16 protein-coding genes are annotated in these 15,354 nt (G+C 61.7%); 8 read left to right on the top strand and 8 right to left on the bottom strand.

Annotation, left to right across the window (positions count from 1 at the left end):
• The first annotated feature begins 3 nt into the window (after positions 1-3).
• Complete coding sequence (locus M5C71_RS28315) at positions 4-204, top strand: cation transporter (protein WP_103496996.1); 201 nt, start codon at positions 4-6, stop codon at positions 202-204.
• 101 nt (positions 205-305) lie between these two features.
• Complete coding sequence (locus tag M5C71_RS28310) at positions 306-1,493, top strand: multidrug effflux MFS transporter (RefSeq protein WP_152741617.1); 1,188 nt, start codon at positions 306-308, stop codon at positions 1,491-1,493.
• Between the two features lie 15 nt (positions 1,494-1,508).
• On the opposite strand, the gene M5C71_RS28305 is transcribed toward M5C71_RS28310, so the two are convergent.
• On the bottom strand, positions 1,509-1,688 hold the full coding sequence (locus M5C71_RS28305; RefSeq protein ID WP_177101364.1) for a hypothetical protein: 180 nt from the start codon (positions 1,686-1,688) through the stop codon (positions 1,509-1,511).
• A 144-nt stretch (positions 1,689-1,832) separates the two neighbouring features.
• Positions 1,833-2,846, bottom strand: a complete 1,014-nt coding sequence (locus tag M5C71_RS28300) for a zinc-binding alcohol dehydrogenase family protein (protein ID WP_248769288.1) — start codon at positions 2,844-2,846, stop codon at positions 1,833-1,835.
• 118 nt (positions 2,847-2,964) lie between these two features.
• On the opposite strand from M5C71_RS28300, the gene M5C71_RS28295 reads away from it, so the two are divergent.
• From M5C71_RS28295 to M5C71_RS28285, 3 genes are all read left to right on the top strand, one after another.
• A complete protein-coding gene (locus M5C71_RS28295) occupies positions 2,965-3,885 on the top strand; it encodes a LysR family transcriptional regulator (RefSeq protein ID WP_248769287.1) in 921 nt (306 codons plus the stop codon).
• A gap of 260 nt (positions 3,886-4,145) precedes the next feature.
• Positions 4,146-4,859 (top strand): helix-turn-helix transcriptional regulator, encoded by a 714-nt coding sequence (locus tag M5C71_RS28290; protein ID WP_248769286.1) that lies wholly within the window; start codon positions 4,146-4,148, stop codon positions 4,857-4,859.
• Between the two features lie 125 nt (positions 4,860-4,984).
• On the top strand, positions 4,985-6,358 hold the full coding sequence (locus tag M5C71_RS28285; RefSeq protein WP_247263412.1) for an MFS transporter: 1,374 nt from the start codon (positions 4,985-4,987) through the stop codon (positions 6,356-6,358).
• A 160-nt stretch (positions 6,359-6,518) separates the two neighbouring features.
• Here the strand turns inward: M5C71_RS28285 and M5C71_RS28280 are convergent, their stop codons facing one another.
• From M5C71_RS28280 to M5C71_RS28270, 3 genes are all read right to left on the bottom strand, one after another.
• Positions 6,519-7,472: an adenosine deaminase gene (locus M5C71_RS28280; protein ID WP_103499827.1), complete on the bottom strand. Its 954-nt coding sequence runs from the start codon at positions 7,470-7,472 to the stop codon at positions 6,519-6,521.
• A 111-nt stretch (positions 7,473-7,583) separates the two neighbouring features.
• Entirely contained in the window at positions 7,584-8,267 is a 684-nt protein-coding gene (locus tag M5C71_RS28275) for an SDR family oxidoreductase (RefSeq protein WP_248769285.1), read from the bottom strand.
• Positions 8,257-8,643: a MerR family transcriptional regulator gene (locus M5C71_RS28270; protein WP_248769284.1), complete on the bottom strand. Its 387-nt coding sequence runs from the start codon at positions 8,641-8,643 to the stop codon at positions 8,257-8,259. The genes M5C71_RS28275 and M5C71_RS28270 overlap by 11 nt, the downstream gene beginning before the upstream one ends.
• Before the next feature lie 86 nt (positions 8,644-8,729).
• Here M5C71_RS28270 and M5C71_RS28265 point away from each other — a divergent pair, with 86 nt between their 5' ends.
• On the top strand, positions 8,730-9,158 hold the full coding sequence (locus M5C71_RS28265) for a hypothetical protein (protein WP_248769283.1): 429 nt from the start codon (positions 8,730-8,732) through the stop codon (positions 9,156-9,158).
• 326 nt (positions 9,159-9,484) lie between these two features.
• Here the strand turns inward: M5C71_RS28265 and M5C71_RS28260 are convergent, their stop codons facing one another.
• From M5C71_RS28260 to M5C71_RS28250, 3 genes are all read right to left on the bottom strand, one after another.
• On the bottom strand, positions 9,485-10,072 hold the full coding sequence (locus M5C71_RS28260) for a YigZ family protein (RefSeq protein ID WP_103499823.1): 588 nt from the start codon (positions 10,070-10,072) through the stop codon (positions 9,485-9,487).
• A 27-nt stretch (positions 10,073-10,099) separates the two neighbouring features.
• Complete coding sequence (locus M5C71_RS28255; protein WP_103499822.1) at positions 10,100-10,750, bottom strand: TetR/AcrR family transcriptional regulator; 651 nt, start codon at positions 10,748-10,750, stop codon at positions 10,100-10,102.
• Positions 10,751-10,972: 222 nt separating this feature from the next.
• Positions 10,973-11,893: a LysR family transcriptional regulator gene (locus M5C71_RS28250; RefSeq protein ID WP_100944338.1), complete on the bottom strand. Its 921-nt coding sequence runs from the start codon at positions 11,891-11,893 to the stop codon at positions 10,973-10,975.
• Positions 11,894-12,030: 137 nt separating this feature from the next.
• Between M5C71_RS28250 and M5C71_RS28245 the strand changes: the two genes are divergently transcribed.
• Positions 12,031-13,380, top strand: a complete 1,350-nt coding sequence (locus M5C71_RS28245; protein ID WP_100944339.1) for an aspartate aminotransferase family protein — start codon at positions 12,031-12,033, stop codon at positions 13,378-13,380.
• Between the two features lie 83 nt (positions 13,381-13,463).
• Positions 13,464-14,957, top strand: a complete 1,494-nt coding sequence (locus tag M5C71_RS28240) for a CoA-acylating methylmalonate-semialdehyde dehydrogenase (protein WP_152741626.1) — start codon at positions 13,464-13,466, stop codon at positions 14,955-14,957.
• The last annotated feature ends 397 nt before the right edge of the window (positions 14,958-15,354 follow it).

Below are 15,354 nucleotides of genomic sequence, written 5' to 3'. Positions count from 1 at the left end.
GTCATGCAAGTCTTCAATGTCCAGGGTATGTCCTGCGGTCACTGTGTACGGGCCATTACCCAGGCGGTCCAGGCCCGCGATCCGGCGGCCGAGGTGCGGGTCGACCTGGCGACGAAGGAAGTCGGTGTCAGCAGCCGGCTGTCGGCGGAGGAAGTGCTCAGCGCCATCAGCGAAGAAGGTTATGAGGCGAAGCTGGCCGGTTGACGCGGATTCGGTTTTTTTAATAGTTAGCGACCTATCAGATTGTTCTAGGCCTCCTCGCGCCGCTAGACTAGCGACCCGCGCCGATCTTCCCTGGACACCTGATGAACCTGCGAACCATCCTGATTCTTGGCGCCCTGAGCGCCTTCGCGCCCCTGGCCATCGACTTCTACCTGCCGGGCTTTCCGGCCATGGCCACTGCCTTCGGGACCGATGAAAAACATATCCAGCTGACCCTGGCGGTGTATTTCCTTGGCCTTTCCATCGGCCAGTTGGCCTACGGGCCAGTAGCCGATCGTTTCGGTCGGCGGGTGCCATTGCTGGTGGGGGTGGCGCTGTTCACCGTCGCGTCCCTGGCCTGTTCCTTTGCCCCGAGCCTGGACTGGTTGATTGCCGCGCGTTTCGTCCAGGCCCTGGGCGGCTGCGCCGGGATGGTGATTTCCCGGGCGGTGGTCAGCGACAAATGCGACGCGGTGGGGTCGGCCAAGGTCTTCTCACAGCTGATGCTGGTGGTGGGACTGGCACCGATCCTGGCGCCGATGCTCGGCGGCGTGCTGGTCAACCTCTATGGCTGGCATTCGATTTTTGTCGCCCTGACGATCTTCAGTGCCCTGGCGGCCATCGCTGTGATTCTCGGCCTGCCCGAGAGCCTGCCGGCCAATCAGCCACGTCCGCCGTTGTCGGGGGCGCTGCGCCAATACGGCCGCTTGCTGGGCGACCGCCTGTTCCTCGGCCACGCCCTGACCGGCGGCATCGCGATTGCCGGGATGTTTGCCTATATCGCCGGTTCGCCGTTCGTGTTCATCAAGCTTTATGGCGTACCGGCCGAGCACTACGGCTGGTTGTTCGGCACCAACGCCGCGGGCTTCATCCTGACCGCGCAGGTCAATGCGCGTCTGCTGGCCAAGCGTGGTCCGGCCTTTCTGCTGGTCCGCGCGGTGTGGGTCTACCTGGTGGCCGGCCTGACACTGCTGGCGATCAGCAGCCTGCACCCGCAACAGCTGTGGCCATTGCTGGTGCCGCTGTTCATCTGTATTTCCAGCCTGGGCTGTATTTTGCCCAATGCTTCGGCCTGTGCCATGAACGGCCAGGGCGCGCGCGCCGGCAGCGCATCGGCAACCCTGGGTTGCCTGCAGTTCGGCGTGGCGGCGGCGGCGGCCTCATTGGTCGGCGTGTTGCACGATGGCAGCGCCGTGCCGATGGCCCTGGTCATCAGCTTGTGCGGTGTGCTGGTGGTCACGCTGGCCATGTCGACTCGCCGCGTACACAACGCACGAGTCATCCAGGGCTAGGTTCCCGACGCGGGATTAACCGACGGCGCGTTGCCTGTGTTCGGGGAAAGCGTGGGGGGCCAGCAGCCTGCTTTGCAGAGTGGCGACAAAGGCACGGGCTTCAGCTTCGCTACGGAAGGTCACCACGTGCTGGTCCAGGCGGACCTGCCATTGATTGCCGTGGGGCCTGGTCAGTTCTTTAAGCAGTATATTCATTGCGCACTTCCTCCTGTTGGTAACGGCTCATTCTCTGTTGCTTGAAAATGACTGCGATAAAACCAAAACAGCAGTGAGGGTACGAGTGTAGCGCTGATTTCCTGCTTTTAGATGACCAGGCTCAATCATCTGACTGGTGGTTGCTCAGAAGCCTTCCAGCACGATCTTGCCCTTGGCCTTGCCGCTTTCCAGAACCCCATGGGCACGGCGCAGGTTGGCGGCATTGATCTGGCCGAAGTGCTCGCCCACCGTGGTTTTCAACACACCGGCATCGATCAGTTCGGCGACGCGGTTGAGCAGGTTGTGCTGTTCGATCATGTCGTCTGTCTCGAACATCGAACGGGTGTACATGAACTCCCAGTGCAACGACAGGCTCTTGCGCTTGAGCTTGCTGATATCGAGGCTTTTCGGGTCGTCGATCAGCGCCAGCTTGCCCTGGGGCTTGAGGGCTTCGACCAACTGGTCGAGGTGGCTGTCGGTCTGGGTCAGGCTGGCGACGTGGGTCACGTGCACCTGGCCATGGGCCTTGAGTTCTTCGCTCAGCGGCAGGCTGTGATCGATCACCAGGTCGGCGCCCAACGCCGTGACCCAATCCTTGGTTTCGGCCCGTGAAGCGGTGCCGATGACTTTCAGGCCGGTCAACTGGCTGGCGAGCTGGGTCAGGATCGAACCGACACCCCCGGCCGCGCCGACGATCAGCAGGCTCTGGCCCTGATCGGCTTTGTTCTCGGCGATCTGCAGGCGCTCGAACAGCAGCTCCCAGGCGGTGATGGCGGTCAGCGGCAAGGCGGCGGCTTCGGCAAAACCCAGGCTTTTCGGCTTGTGCCCGACAATGCGCTCGTCCACTACGTGCAGCTCGCTGTTGCCGCCGGGACGGGTCAGGGAGCCGGCATAGAAGACCGGGTCGCCAACCTTGAACAGGCTGACGTCGTTGCCCACCGCCTTGACCACACCGGCCACATCCCAACCGAGCACCTTGGCTTCGCCGTTTTCAGGCGGCATGAATTGACGGACCTTGGTGTCCACCGGATTGACGGAGATCGCCCTGACCTCCACCAGCAGGTCACGGGGACCGGCGACCGGGGCGGGCAGTTCGATGTCTTGCAAGGACAACGGGTCGTTGACGGGCAGGGACGCGTAGAAGGCAATGGCTTTCATGGGAAAACTCCAGAGGGCAGTGATTTCGATGGGGTCATGATTGGCTATTTCACTTGAAGATAAAACCGGCTAAAACAGCAGTCTCTTTCAATATTTTTTTGATAATGCCGAGGCCACCATGTTGCGTTTCGATGACTTGCAGTTGTTTGTCCGTGCTGCCGACCTGGGCAGCCTGTCGGCGGCGGCGCGGGTCATGGACATGTCGGCGGCGGTGGCCAGTGCGGCCTTGAAGCGGATCGAGCAGCAACTGGGCGCGCGCCTGCTGGCACGCTCAACCCGCAGCCTGAGGCTGACTGCCGAAGGCGAGGGCTTCCTTGAATATGCCCGGGGGGCGTTGAGCCAACTCGATGAGGGCCGCCGTCTGCTGGCTCGCGGCCAGGACCAGGTCAGCGGCGTCTTGCAGTTGTCGGCGCCCTCGGACTTCGGGCGCAACCTGCTGCTGCCCTGGCTGGACGAGTTCCAGTGCGAGCACCCGCAACTGACCGTGCGCCTGCTGCTGGGCGACCGTATCGCCGATCTGTTCCGCCAGCCGGTGGACATTGCCTTGCGTTATGGCGAGCCGGAGGACTCCAGCCTGGTGGCGCTGCCCGTGGCCCCGGACAACCGCCGGGTGCTGTGCGCGGCACCCAGCTATCTGGCGCGGCACGGCGAACCTCGCACCTTGGCGCAACTGGCGCAGCACAACTGCCTGCTCTACATGTTGAGCAGTCGGGTGCATGACCATTGGAGTTTTCACGACGGCAAGCGCGACGTCGGCCTGACCGTCAGTGGCGATCGCTTCAGCGACGATGCCGATGTGGTGCGGCGCTGGGCCGTGGCCGGGGTCGGTATCGCCTACAAATCCTGGCTGGATGTGTCGGCCGATGTCCTCGCGGGACGCTTGCAGGTGCTGTTGCCGGAGTTGCGCTGTGAGCGTGCTCCGCTGAATTTGTTGTGCGCCCATCGCGCTCAATTGAGTAAGCCGGTGAATCTGCTGCGCGAGATGTTGAGCCGGCGGTGCGCGCAGCTGGGGCGACTGGCGCCGGTTTCCCGGTCATGAGACACGCGGATCCCGAAGAGGTTCTGTTACAACCCGTTCAGGAATAAAGGTCGGCTCCGCGCACATTGTGGTTTAGGCTGAAGACATTGGATCCAATATCCTTTTGGCGAATGAAGAATTTTGTTTCATTCGCCACCGTTGATTGCCGAACGACGAAAAAATCGCCCCTTTTTTGGCATTTTCGCGTCTTGGCTTGGGCGGGATTACTCCTCAGTATGCCCCGTGTGCGTTCGATCAATGTTTCAACAGGGAGTGAAGACATGGAATATGCACCTTGCGTCAGTCAGATTGCCACGTTGCTTGCAGACCCCAAGCGCAGTGCAATGATGTGGGCGTTGTTGGATGGCAGCGCCCGGGCTGCCGATGAGTTGGCCCTGTGCACGGGCCTGTCGCTGTCCTCGGCCAGCGCCCATCTGGCGCGCCTGAGTTCAGGCGGCCTGGTCCGTATCGAGGAGCGCGGGCGCAAGCGCTTCTTCCGCCTCGCCGCCCCGGAAGTCGGCACGGCGGTGCAGGCTCTGGCCAGTGCTTCATTGGCCAGTGCACCGCTGGCGATGGCCCATGCGGTCAAGGCCATGGCCCCCGATGCCGACGCCTTGCGGCATGCCCGGGTGTGCCACGATCACCTGGGCGGTGAGTTGGCTTGCGAGCTGTACCAGCGCCTGCTGGGGGCGGGCTGGGTCGAACAGCAGGAACTGCGGCTGCGGGTCACCAGCAAGGGCGCGGCGCACCTGGCCGAGCGCGGCCTGTACATCCAGGCGTTGGCCCATGGGCAGCGTGAGATCGCCTGTGTCTGCCACGACCTGCAACGTCGCCCGCATCTGGGTGGCGCGCTGGGCGCCGGGCTGCTGCAACTGTTCCTGCAATCCGGTTGGCTGGCCTTGCGGGAAGACTCCCGGGCCTTGCAGGTGTCCGCGCTCGGGCAGCGGCAGATCGACAAGCTGGCCAGTGAAATCGAGCTCGAATTGGCCGGCTGAGCCCCGGTAGCCTGCCGCACGGATGCGGCGGGCGTCGCGCAAGACTGCAAACAGGTCGTATCCAGAAACAAGCCCTCCTGACGATACCGCACACTCGATCGAAGATTCGAATCGAGGGATATCCCATGGAAGTTCAAGGCTACAGCGCGGCGGAACGACTGGAACGCTTGCCCATCAGCGGTTATCACCGGCTGATTTTCATCATCATCGCCCTGGCGTTTTTCTTCGACTCCATGGACCTGGCGATGATGACTTTCCTGCTCGGCTCGATCAAAGCCGAATTCGCCCTCAGTAGCGCCCAGGCCGGTCTGCTGGCCAGTTCGAGTTTCTTCGGCATGGTGGTCGGGGCTTCGTTGTCGGGGATGCTGGCCGATCGTTTCGGGCGCAAACCGGTCTTCCAGTGGAGCATCGTGCTCTGGGGCGTGGCCAGCTACCTGTGTTCCACCGCGCAGACAGTCGAGACACTGACGCTGTTTCGCATCCTGCTGGGGTTCGGCATGGGCATGGAGTTTCCGATTGCCCAGTCGATGCTTTCGGAACTGATTCCGGCCAAGCGCCGCGGGCGTTATATCGCGCTGATGGACGGCTTCTGGCCCCTTGGTTTTGTCGCGGCGGGGGTGCTGTCGTATTTCCTCCTGCCGCTGGTGGGCTGGCGGGACATCTTCCTGGTGCTGGCGATACCGGCGGTGTTTGTCCTGGCGATCCGCTTTTTTATTCCCGAGTCGCCGCGTTGGCTGGAACAGGCCGGGCATCATGGGGCGGCGGACAAGGTGCTGGGGGATATCGAGGCGCGGGTGCAGGCCTCGCTCAAGCGCACCTCGCTGCCGATTCCGCTGCGTCTGCCCCGTGGCGTGGACCGCGCGCCGAGCTTCTTTTCGGCCTTTCAACAATTGTGGTCGCCGCTGTACCGCCAGCGCACGATGATGATCTGGAGCGTCTGGTTCTTTGCCTTGCTCGGTTTCTACGGCCTGACCTCCTGGCTCAGCGCCTTGCTGCAGCAGTCGGGGTTCGCGGTAACGCAGTCGGTGTATTACACGGTGCTGATTTCCCTGGGCGGGATTCCTGGGTTTCTGATGGCGGCCTGGCTGGTGGAGCGCTGGGGGCGTAAGCCGGTGTGTATCGTGACCTTGCTCGGTGGCGGGGTCATGGCGTTTTTCTACGGGCAGAGCGCGGTGTTCGGCGGCAATGTCGGCTTGCTGGTGGGCTCGGGGTTGTTGATGCAGTTCTTCCTGTTCGGCATGTGGGCGGTGTTGTACACCTACACGCCGGAGTTGTACCCGACATCGGCGCGGGCCACGGGTTCCGGTTTTGCTTCGGCGGTGGGACGGATTGGCTCGTTGCTCGGGCCGCTGGTGACCGGGTTGGTGTTCCCGGTGACGGGGCAGGGTGGGGTGTTTGCCCTGGGGGCGTTGTGCTTCGCGATTGCGGCGGCGCTGGTCTGGCGCTTCGGCATGGAAACCAAGGGCAAGGCGCTGGAGGAGTTGAGCGAGGTGGTATAAGCGCAGTGGCGTCGAGCGCAAACAGGGAGTACGACATAACTTTGTAGGAGCAGGCGGTCCGGCGTCCCGGCTTGCCCGCGAAGCTTTTGGCGATCTTGCGGCCCCCTTCGCAGGCAAGCCTTGCTCCTACAGTTCGGTGTTGTTGCTCAGGCCGGGTTTATCAAGGCTTGACCAACCGTGCATCCAGGCTGTTCTGCGCCAGGCGCTGGGCCTGTTCCTTGGTCATGCCCAGGTCGGTGTACAGGGCGTGGAAGTTCTCGGTCACATAACCGCCAAAGTAGGCCGGGTCATCGGAGTTCACCGTGACCTTCACGCCGCGTTCGAGCATGTCGAGGATGTTGTGCTGCGACATGTGGTCGAACACGCAGAGCTTGGTGTTGGACAACGGGCAGACAGTCAGCGGGATCTGCTCATCGATGATCCGCTGCATCAGCCGCTCGTCTTCGATGGCACGGACACCATGGTCGATACGCTGGATCTTCAGCAGGTCGAGGGCTTCCCAGATGTACTCCGGCGGACCTTCCTCGCCGGCATGGGCGACGGTCAGGAAACCTTCGCCACGGGCACGATCGAAGACCCGCTGGAACTTGCTCGGCGGGTGGCCCATTTCCGAACTGTCGAGGCCGACCGCGACAAACGCATCGCGAAACGGTAGCGCCTGGTCCAGGGTCTTCTGCGCTTCGTCTTCACTGAGATGACGCAGGAAGCTGAGGATCAGGCCGCTGCTGATGCCCAGTTGCTGTTCGCCGTCCTTGAGGGCCGCGGCAATGCCATTGAGCACCACTTCGAAGGGGATGCCCCGGTCGGTGTGGGTCTGCGGATCGAAGAAGGGTTCGGTGTGGATCACGTTCTGCGCCTTGCAGCGCAACAGGTAGGCCCAGGTCAGGTCGTAGAAATCCTGGGAGGTGCGCAGCACATCGGCGCCCTGGTAGTAGAGGTCGAGGAATTCCTGCAGGTTGTTGAAGGCATAGGCCTTGCGCAAGGTGTCCACATCGTTCCACGGCAGGGCGATCTTGTTGCGTTCGGCCAGGGCAAACAGCAGCTCCGGCTCCAGCGAGCCTTCCAGGTGCAGGTGCAGTTCTGCCTTGGGCAGGGCATTGAGCCAGTCGTACATGGTCTTTTTTCTCATCAGGTGCAGTGGGTGGACATTCTACAGATGTCTGTCGAAACACTGGCTAAATCCGCTGCGGGAGCAGCCCGTCGGCGCTCCTGCAGGGGTTGTTGCTTACCAGGGAATGGTCTCGCCCTTATAGTTGATGAAGTGATGCCCGCCCCGGCCGGAATAGGCATTGACCTGATCGATCAGGCCGCGAACGCTGGTGGCCACGTCGATATCCGCGTCTTCGCCGCCCATGTCGGTTTTCACCCAGCCCGGGTGCATCGACAGGACGGTGAAGGTCGGCGCTTCGATTTCGCTGAGGAAGGTGCTGGCCATGGAGTTCAGTGCGGCCTTGCTCGCCTTGTAGAAGGCCAGGTTCGGTGCGTCGGGGGTGGTCACGCTGCCCAGGCCCGAACTCATGAAGGCGACTACGCCATTGCCCGGGCGGATCTGCCCGACGAAGCGCTGGGCCAGGGCCACGGGGGCGACGGCATTGGTCATGAACAACTGGCCGATCTCGCTCAGCGAGGCATTGCCCGGTCGTTGATCGTCAGGCCCCTTGACGCCGGCATTGAGGAACAGCAGGTCGAAGACCTGGCCTTCCAGACGTTGCGCCAGCGCGACCACCGCCGCGTGATCGTCCATGTCCAGGGCTTCGATACGGACCGGTCCGACGGCCTTCAGGGCATCGGCCTTGTGGACATCGCGCACGGTGGCGGTCACGTCCCAGCCGTCGGCCAGCAGTTGTTTGGCCAGCCCGAGTCCAAGGCCTCGGGAAGCACCGATGATCAATGCATTCTTACTGCTCATGAGCAAACTCCTTGTCAGATGAAAGTCCGGTTCTCAGAGGACAACTTTGCTGCAGGCGATGCTGCAGTTCCAAACGCAACTCACCCAGGTCGGCGATGCGTGCTTCGATCAGCGTGAGCTTGTCTTGCAGCAGTTGCGTGACGGCGCTGTCGGCATCCGGCGCATGCCACACGCCGGCGACGCTGCTGCCGATTTCCCCCAGGCTGAAACCCAGGCGCTGGGCGGTCTTGATGTACTGCACCAGTTGCACCATCTCGGGAGGATAGTTGCGATAACCGTTGGCGCTACGTTGGGCCACGATCAAGCCGCGCTGCTCGTAGAAACGCAGGGTGTCGCAACTGACGGTACAGGCACGGGCCAGTTCACCGATACGCATGCTGTCTGTTCTCTGGAAAGGCTTGACCTTGGAGCATACTCCAGGCTTTAGCCTCTGTGTTCCTTGAATCGCTATGGAGATGCCTTATGTGGAGCACAGCGCAGTACCGTCGACTGGTCCGGGCCAGCGGTTGGTATGACTTGATCGTGACGGCGGCCTTTGTCACCCCCTGGAGTTTTCTCGCCTTGCATGCTGCCCTGCTGGCGCTGGCCGCCGCGCTGAACCTGCCGGGAAGCTTTCCGCCGTTTGCGCCTGTGCACCTGCTGATGGCGAACTTGTTGGGCTCGATCGTCTGCGTCTGGGCGGTATTGCGTATCCGCGATCCGCAACAGACATTCGGCCGCTATGACGCGGCGGGCCGGATGCTGTTCGCGACCTGGCAGGCCTACGCCCTGAGCCAGGGAGCGAGCATGATCATTGCCGTGTTCCTGTTCTTTGAACTGGCCTGGGGGATCGCGCAGTTGTTGCCGGTGCGCGGAGCGTCCAATGAAGCCATATTGGTCAGTGCGGGCTGATCAAAAAACGATCAATTTCGCGCAGGCGTGGCTGGATCGGCTACCCGGCCACCCTTGCACGGCTTATCCACAGGTTGCTCCACAGTATCTGTGCGCAAGCTTGCAGCATGGGTATAAAGGCTATCGGGCTATTTTCAAAACGCGATAAACCCGGGTAACTCGCTGTTTACTGGACGATTTTGCGCCGTTGGCGGGTGATTGGACAAAAACTGATCAGCGGCCGCAAAGCCACGTTGCAGAAGGGTTACAGCGGGATGTGCTCAGGTTATCCACAGTCGGGTGCACAGTGACTGTGGGCAACCGGCGGGGCTGTGAACAGAGGCCGGTTACGCCTCTCGCTGCAGGAGAATGCGGCCGCGGCTGAGATCGGCCAATTGCCGTTGCAGGGTATCGATCTGCGCTGCGCCCACCGCCAACTGGAGTTCCACGCCATTGGCGGTGAACTGCTCTTCCAGGATCAGGCCGCCGAGTTCGGCCACCCGTAGCTTGACCAGCGCCAGTTCGCTGAAGCCGCAGGCGCAGCTCAGCGCGACCCGGCTGATCAGCGGCAGTCGTTCGGCATTTTGCAGGCACTTGTTGGCGCCGCCGCCATAGGCACGGGCCAGGCCGCCGGTGCCCAGTTGGATGCCGCCGTACCAGCGAATGACCAGTACCGCGACCTGGTCGCAGTCCTGGGCCTCGATGGCCGCCAGGATCGGCCGGCCCGCGGTACCGCCGGGTTCGCCGTCGTCACTGCTGCGGTACTGGTCGGCGAGCTTCCAGGCCCAGCAGTTGTGGGTGGCATCCAGGTCGCTGTGTTGCTCGATAAAGGCCTGGGCTTCGGCGACGCTGGTGATCGGGGCGGCGAGGGTGATAAAGCGGCTTTTGCGAATTTCCTCGCGGTATTCGCAAAGGCCGGCAAGGGTAAAAGGCATACGGGATTCGGCTTCAGTTCAAGAGGATCAGAGCGGCGGCGTCAGGCCGCAGCCCTTGAGGATAATGCGGATCAGATTGTTGCCGGCGTCTTCCATGTCCTGCTTGGTCAGCCGCGGGCGGCCGGTGACGCGACAGATCTGGGTGGCGAAGTCGGCGTAATGCTGGGTGCTGCCCCAGAGCAGGAAGATCAGGTGCACCGGATCGACCGGATCCATCTTGCCCGCATCGATCCAGGCCTGGAACACATTCGCCCGGCCCTGGAACCAGGCGCGGTAGTCCTGGTTGAAGTGCTCGGTCAGGCATTCGCCGCCGCTGATGATTTCCATGGCGAAGATCCGCGAGGCCTGTGGCTGGCGCCGGGAAAACTCCATCTTGGCGCGGATGTAGCGGGCCAGCGCCTGCGCCGGATCGTCATCGACACTGAGGTGGTTGAAGGTGTCGTCCCACTGTTCGAGGATATTGCTCAATACCGCGATATACAGGCCCAGCTTGTGGGTGAAGTAATAGTGCAGGTTGGCCTTGGGCAGTCCGGCGTTCTGGGCGATGGTGTTCATGCTGGTGCCTTTGAAGCCATGGCGGGCGAACTCGTCTTCGGCGGCCTTGATTATCGCTTCCTGGTTTTTCTGGCGAATTCGGCTGGCGGGCTTTCCGGCGTGGGCAGGGGCTTCAACGGTCATAGGCAGTTCCGAACGGGTCTGTGGGTGCAACCCGTGCACAGATAGCGTACCCAGGGGGTTGAGACAAGTCCTGTCATCATATAAAGCCTGGATCCGGGCCGATTCTGTCGCTTTCGGGGCAACTATTCGCGGCAGTGGCTTGGGCACGATATTTTGCTGGCGCCGGCTTGTTGGCGAAGAGGCCCGCAAGCCAGTTCAAGATTGCGCAAGGCTGTGGATATCTCAGCGGGTTGCCGCCAGGCTTTCCAGGAAACTTTCCAGCACCAGGTGTGGGCGCCGCCCTTTACGTGTCACCGAAGCCAGGCTCAGGTCATAGAAACGGCTGCCGGCCTTGAGGGCGCGCAACCGACCTTGCTGGACCCAGAGATTGGCATAGTGATCAGGCAGGTAGCCGATATAGCGCCCGGTCAGGATCAGGAACGCCATGCCTTCGCGGTCCGAAGCACTCGCGGTGCAATTGAGCGCCTGGTAATGCGCCTGGATCTCGGCCGGCAGACGGAAGGTCGGAGCGATGGCGTCCTGGGCATTGAGCCGTTCATCGTCCAGTTGCTTGTCGTCCACATAAAACAGCGGATGTCCCACCGCGCAGTAGAGCAGCGAACGTTCGCTGTACAGCGGTTGATACTCCAGGCCCGACAAGGCGCTGGCTTGGGGCACCACCCCGACATGCAGGCGGCCGTCGAGCACGCCTTGTTCCACTTCGTTGGGGGCGATCATGCGAATCTGGATCTGCACATCCGGCCCGCGTTCCTTCAATTGGGCCAGTGCATGGGTGATGCGCATATGGGGCAGGGTGACCAGGTTGTCGGTCAGGCCGATGGTCAGCTCTCCACGCAGGTGCTGGTGCAGGCCGTTGACTTCGGTGCGAAAACTTTCCAGTGCGCCCAATAGCTGCAACGCCGAGTGATAGACCTCGCGACCTTCCTCGGTCAGTGAGAAACCGGCCCGTCCACGTTGGCACAGGCGTAGCCCGAGACGTTGCTCCAGATCGCTCATCTGCTGGCTGATGGCCGAGCGGCCGATACCGAGCACGCTTTCCGCGGCGGAAAAACCGCCGCACTCCACCACGCTGCGAAAGATACGCAGCAAGCGGATATCAAAGTCGCTGACTTGCGCCAGGGGATCGGGGCGGCGGCTGCTCATGGCTGGGTCATATTGTTTAGTGGTCTGCTGACTGAACATTAGAAAAGTTGGATTTCACCGACTTTATCGCCATGGCAATTTAGCTGCAAGAACGCTTTCAACTCCTGCGCCGCTTATTGCCCTGTGAGGTTTCGCCCATGAACATGCCTGAACACGCTCCCGGCTCCCTGGCCAGCCAGCTCAAACTCGATGCCCACTGGATGCCCTACACGGCCAATCGCAACTTCCAGCGCGATCCGCGCCTGATCGTTGCCGCCGAAGGCAGCTGGCTGATCGATGACAAGGGGCGCCGGGTCTACGACTCGCTGTCCGGCCTGTGGACCTGCGGTGCCGGGCACACCCGCAAGGAAATCCAGGAAGCGGTGGCCAAGCAACTGGGGACCCTCGATTACTCGCCGGGCTTTCAATACGGTCACCCGCTGTCGTTCCAGCTGGCGGAGAAAATCACCGCGCTGACGCCGGGCAACCTGAACCATGTGTTCTTCACCGACTCCGGCTCCGAGTGCGCCGATACCGCGGTGAAGATGGTGCGGGCCTACTGGCGTCTGAAAGGCCAGGCGACCAAGACCAAGATGATCGGTCGGGCCCGTGGTTACCACGGGGTGAACATCGCCGGTACCAGCCTGGGCGGTGTCAACGGCAACCGTAAACTGTTTGGCCAGGCGATGATGGATGTCGACCATCTGCCCCACACCCTGCTGGCGAGCAATGCCTTCTCCCGTGGCATGCCGGAGCAGGGCGGTATCGCCCTGGCCGATGAGCTGCTCAAGCTGATCGAACTGCATGATGCGTCCAATATCGCGGCGGTGTTCGTCGAGCCCATGGCCGGTTCCGCCGGTGTGCTGGTACCGCCACAGGGCTACCTAAAGCGCCTGCGGGAAATCTGCGACCAGCACAATATCCTGCTGGTGTTCGACGAAGTGATCACCGGCTTCGGGCGTACCGGCGCGATGTTCGGCGCCGACAGCTTTGGCGTCACCCCGGACCTGATGTGCATTGCCAAGCAAGTCACCAACGGCGCCATTCCTATGGGGGCGGTGATTGCCAGCAGCGAGATCTACCAGACCTTCATGAATCAGCCGACCCCCGAGTACGCCGTGGAATTCCCCCACGGCTACACCTACTCGGCACACCCGGTGGCGTGCGCCGCAGGCCTGGCGGCACTCGACCTGCTGCAAAAGGAAAACCTGGTACAGAGCGTGGCCGAAGTCGCGCCGCACTTTGAAAATGCCTTGCACGGTTTGAAAGGCAGCAAGAACGTGATCGACATTCGTAACTACGGTCTGGCCGGGGCGATCCAGATCGCTGGCCGTGACGGCGACGCCATCGTGCGTCCGTTCGAAGCCGGCATGGCCTTGTGGAAGGCCGGTTTCTACGTGCGCTTCGGTGGCGACACCCTGCAGTTCGGCCCAACGTTCAACAGCAAGCCGCAGGACCTGGATCGTCTGTTCGATGCGGTCGGCGAAGTGCTGAACAAGCTGGACTGATCCTTCTATATAGAAGACCAACACTATTTCCTGGCAGGAGCGAGGCGACTCGCTTCTGTACGTCCATGTTCTGGAGCCCCGCAATGAGCGCAATTCAACATTTGATCGACGGCCAACTGGTCAGCGATTCCGGTCGTACGGCCGCCGTATACAACCCGTCCACCGGCCAGGTTATCCATCAGGTGCCGTTGGCGGATCGCGAGACCATTCAGCAGGCCATCGATTCGGCCAAGGCGGCTTTTCCGGCCTGGCGCAATACACCACCGGCCAAGCGTGCCCAGGTGATGTTCCGCTTCAAGCAACTGCTGGAACAGAATGAGGCGCGTATCGCCCAACTGATCAGCGAAGAACACGGCAAGACCCTGGAAGATGCCGCCGGTGAATTGAAGCGTGGTATCGAGAACGTCGAGTACGCCTGCGCCGCGCCGGAAGTACTGAAGGGTGAATACAGCCGTAACGTCGGTCCGAACATCGACGCCTGGTCCGATTTCCAGCCGCTGGGCGTGGTGGCGGGGATCACGCCATTCAACTTCCCGGCGATGGTGCCCCTGTGGATGTATCCGCTGGCGATCGTTTGCGGTAACTGCTTTATCCTCAAGCCGTCCGAGCGTGATCCGAGCTCGACCTTGCTGATCGCCCAGCTGTTGCTGGAGGCCGGTTTGCCCAAGGGTGTGCTGAACGTGGTGCATGGTGACAAGACCGCGGTGGACGCGTTGATCGAGGCGCCTGAGGTCAAGGCCTTGAGCTTTGTCGGCTCGACTCCGATTGCCGAGTACATCTATGCCGAAGGCACCAAGCGCGGCAAACGTGTCCAGGCGCTGGGCGGAGCGAAGAATCATGCGGTATTGATGCCGGATGCCGATCTGGACAACGCGGTCAGTGCCTTGATGGGCGCGGCCTATGGTTCCTGCGGTGAGCGTTGCATGGCGATCTCCGTGGCTGTTTGCGTGGGCGACCAGGTGGCGGACGCGCTGGTGGCCAAGCTGGTGCCACAGATCAAGGCGCTGAAGATCGGTGCGGGTACTTCGTGTGGTCTGGATATGGGGCCATTGGTCACCGGTCAGCACCGCGACAAGGTCAGTGGCTATATTGCCGATGGCGTGGCGTCGGGCGCGCAGTTGGTGGTCGACGGTCGTGGCTTGAGCGTCAAGGATCATGAGGAGGGCTTCTTCCTCGGTGGTTGTCTGTTCGATCGCGTGACGCCTGAGATGCGCATCTATAAGGAAGAGATCTTCGGGCCGGTGCTGTGCATCGTCCGGGTCAACAGCCTGGAAGCGGCCATGCAACTGATCAACGATCACGAATACGGTAACGGCACCTGCATCTTTACCCGTGACGGTGAAGCGGCGCGTTTGTTCTGCGACGAGATCGAAGTGGGCATGGTCGGGGTCAATGTGCCGTTGCCGGTGCCGGTGGCTTATCACAGCTTTGGTGGTTGGAAGCGTTCGTTGTTCGGCGACCTGCATGCCTATGGTCCGGATGGCGTGCGTTTCTATACCCGGCGCAAGGCGATCACCCAGCGCTGGCCGCAACGTGCCAGCCATGAGGCGTCGCAGTTCGCGTTCCCGAGTCTGTAAACAAGGTCCGTATAGGCGTCGTCTATACGGGCCTCTTCGCGGGCAAGCCCTGCTCCTACAGTCCTCTGTCGTTCCCCAATTTTGTATACGACGCAAACCTGTAGGAGCAGGGCTTGTCGGATCGCCGCACCGCCGCGAAGAGGCCAGTTCGAACACCGCAAAACCTGGGGTTTCTATACCGTTTTCCACGCTTATGACAGAAAAGTGAAAATAAGCGTTGACGGGAAATTCCACGGCTCTATAATTCGCCCCACTCCGGCGCAGTCGAAACGGAAAAGCCTTTGAGATTCAATGAGTTACAAAGGTTTTGGGAGTTTTGGCAGGCGGATCGCTTCAGTTCATCGAAGTGTGGAAGTAGCTGAAAAGGCAGTGTGTTTTCGCCTCTTCAGCGGTTCGA

This window comes from Pseudomonas sp. MWU12-2345 (genome assembly GCF_023242385.1).
Classification (GTDB): domain Bacteria; phylum Pseudomonadota; class Gammaproteobacteria; order Pseudomonadales; family Pseudomonadaceae; genus Aquipseudomonas; species Aquipseudomonas gingeri_D.
The sequence above is the reverse complement of the archived record's forward strand: the minus strand, read 5'-3'. Positions and strand labels throughout refer to the sequence as shown.

Coding starts and splice junctions, on each gene's coding strand:
- M5C71_RS28270 (WP_248769284.1), bottom strand. CDS start 8,643: ATGCGTATCGGTGAACTGGCCCGTGCCTGTACCGTCAGTTGCGACACC.
- M5C71_RS28300 (WP_248769288.1), bottom strand. CDS start 2,846: ATGAAAGCCATTGCCTTCTACGCGTCCCTGCCCGTCAACGACCCGTTG.
- M5C71_RS28260 (WP_103499823.1), bottom strand. CDS start 10,072: ATGCCTTTTACCCTTGCCGGCCTTTGCGAATACCGCGAGGAAATTCGC.
- M5C71_RS28315 (WP_103496996.1), top strand. CDS start 4: ATGCAAGTCTTCAATGTCCAGGGTATGTCCTGCGGTCACTGTGTACGG.
- M5C71_RS28245 (WP_100944339.1), top strand. CDS start 12,031: ATGAACATGCCTGAACACGCTCCCGGCTCCCTGGCCAGCCAGCTCAAA.
- M5C71_RS28310 (WP_152741617.1), top strand. CDS start 306: ATGAACCTGCGAACCATCCTGATTCTTGGCGCCCTGAGCGCCTTCGCG.
- M5C71_RS28250 (WP_100944338.1), bottom strand. CDS start 11,893: ATGAGCAGCCGCCGCCCCGATCCCCTGGCGCAAGTCAGCGACTTTGAT.
- M5C71_RS28275 (WP_248769285.1), bottom strand. CDS start 8,267: ATGAGCAGTAAGAATGCATTGATCATCGGTGCTTCCCGAGGCCTTGGA.
- M5C71_RS28285 (WP_247263412.1), top strand. CDS start 4,985: ATGGAAGTTCAAGGCTACAGCGCGGCGGAACGACTGGAACGCTTGCCC.
- M5C71_RS28305 (WP_177101364.1), bottom strand. CDS start 1,688: ATGAATATACTGCTTAAAGAACTGACCAGGCCCCACGGCAATCAATGG.
- M5C71_RS28265 (WP_248769283.1), top strand. CDS start 8,730: ATGTGGAGCACAGCGCAGTACCGTCGACTGGTCCGGGCCAGCGGTTGG.
- M5C71_RS28280 (WP_103499827.1), bottom strand. CDS start 7,472: ATGTACGACTGGCTCAATGCCCTGCCCAAGGCAGAACTGCACCTGCAC.
- M5C71_RS28290 (WP_248769286.1), top strand. CDS start 4,146: ATGGAATATGCACCTTGCGTCAGTCAGATTGCCACGTTGCTTGCAGAC.
- M5C71_RS28240 (WP_152741626.1), top strand. CDS start 13,464: ATGAGCGCAATTCAACATTTGATCGACGGCCAACTGGTCAGCGATTCC.
- M5C71_RS28255 (WP_103499822.1), bottom strand. CDS start 10,750: ATGACCGTTGAAGCCCCTGCCCACGCCGGAAAGCCCGCCAGCCGAATT.
- M5C71_RS28295 (WP_248769287.1), top strand. CDS start 2,965: ATGTTGCGTTTCGATGACTTGCAGTTGTTTGTCCGTGCTGCCGACCTG.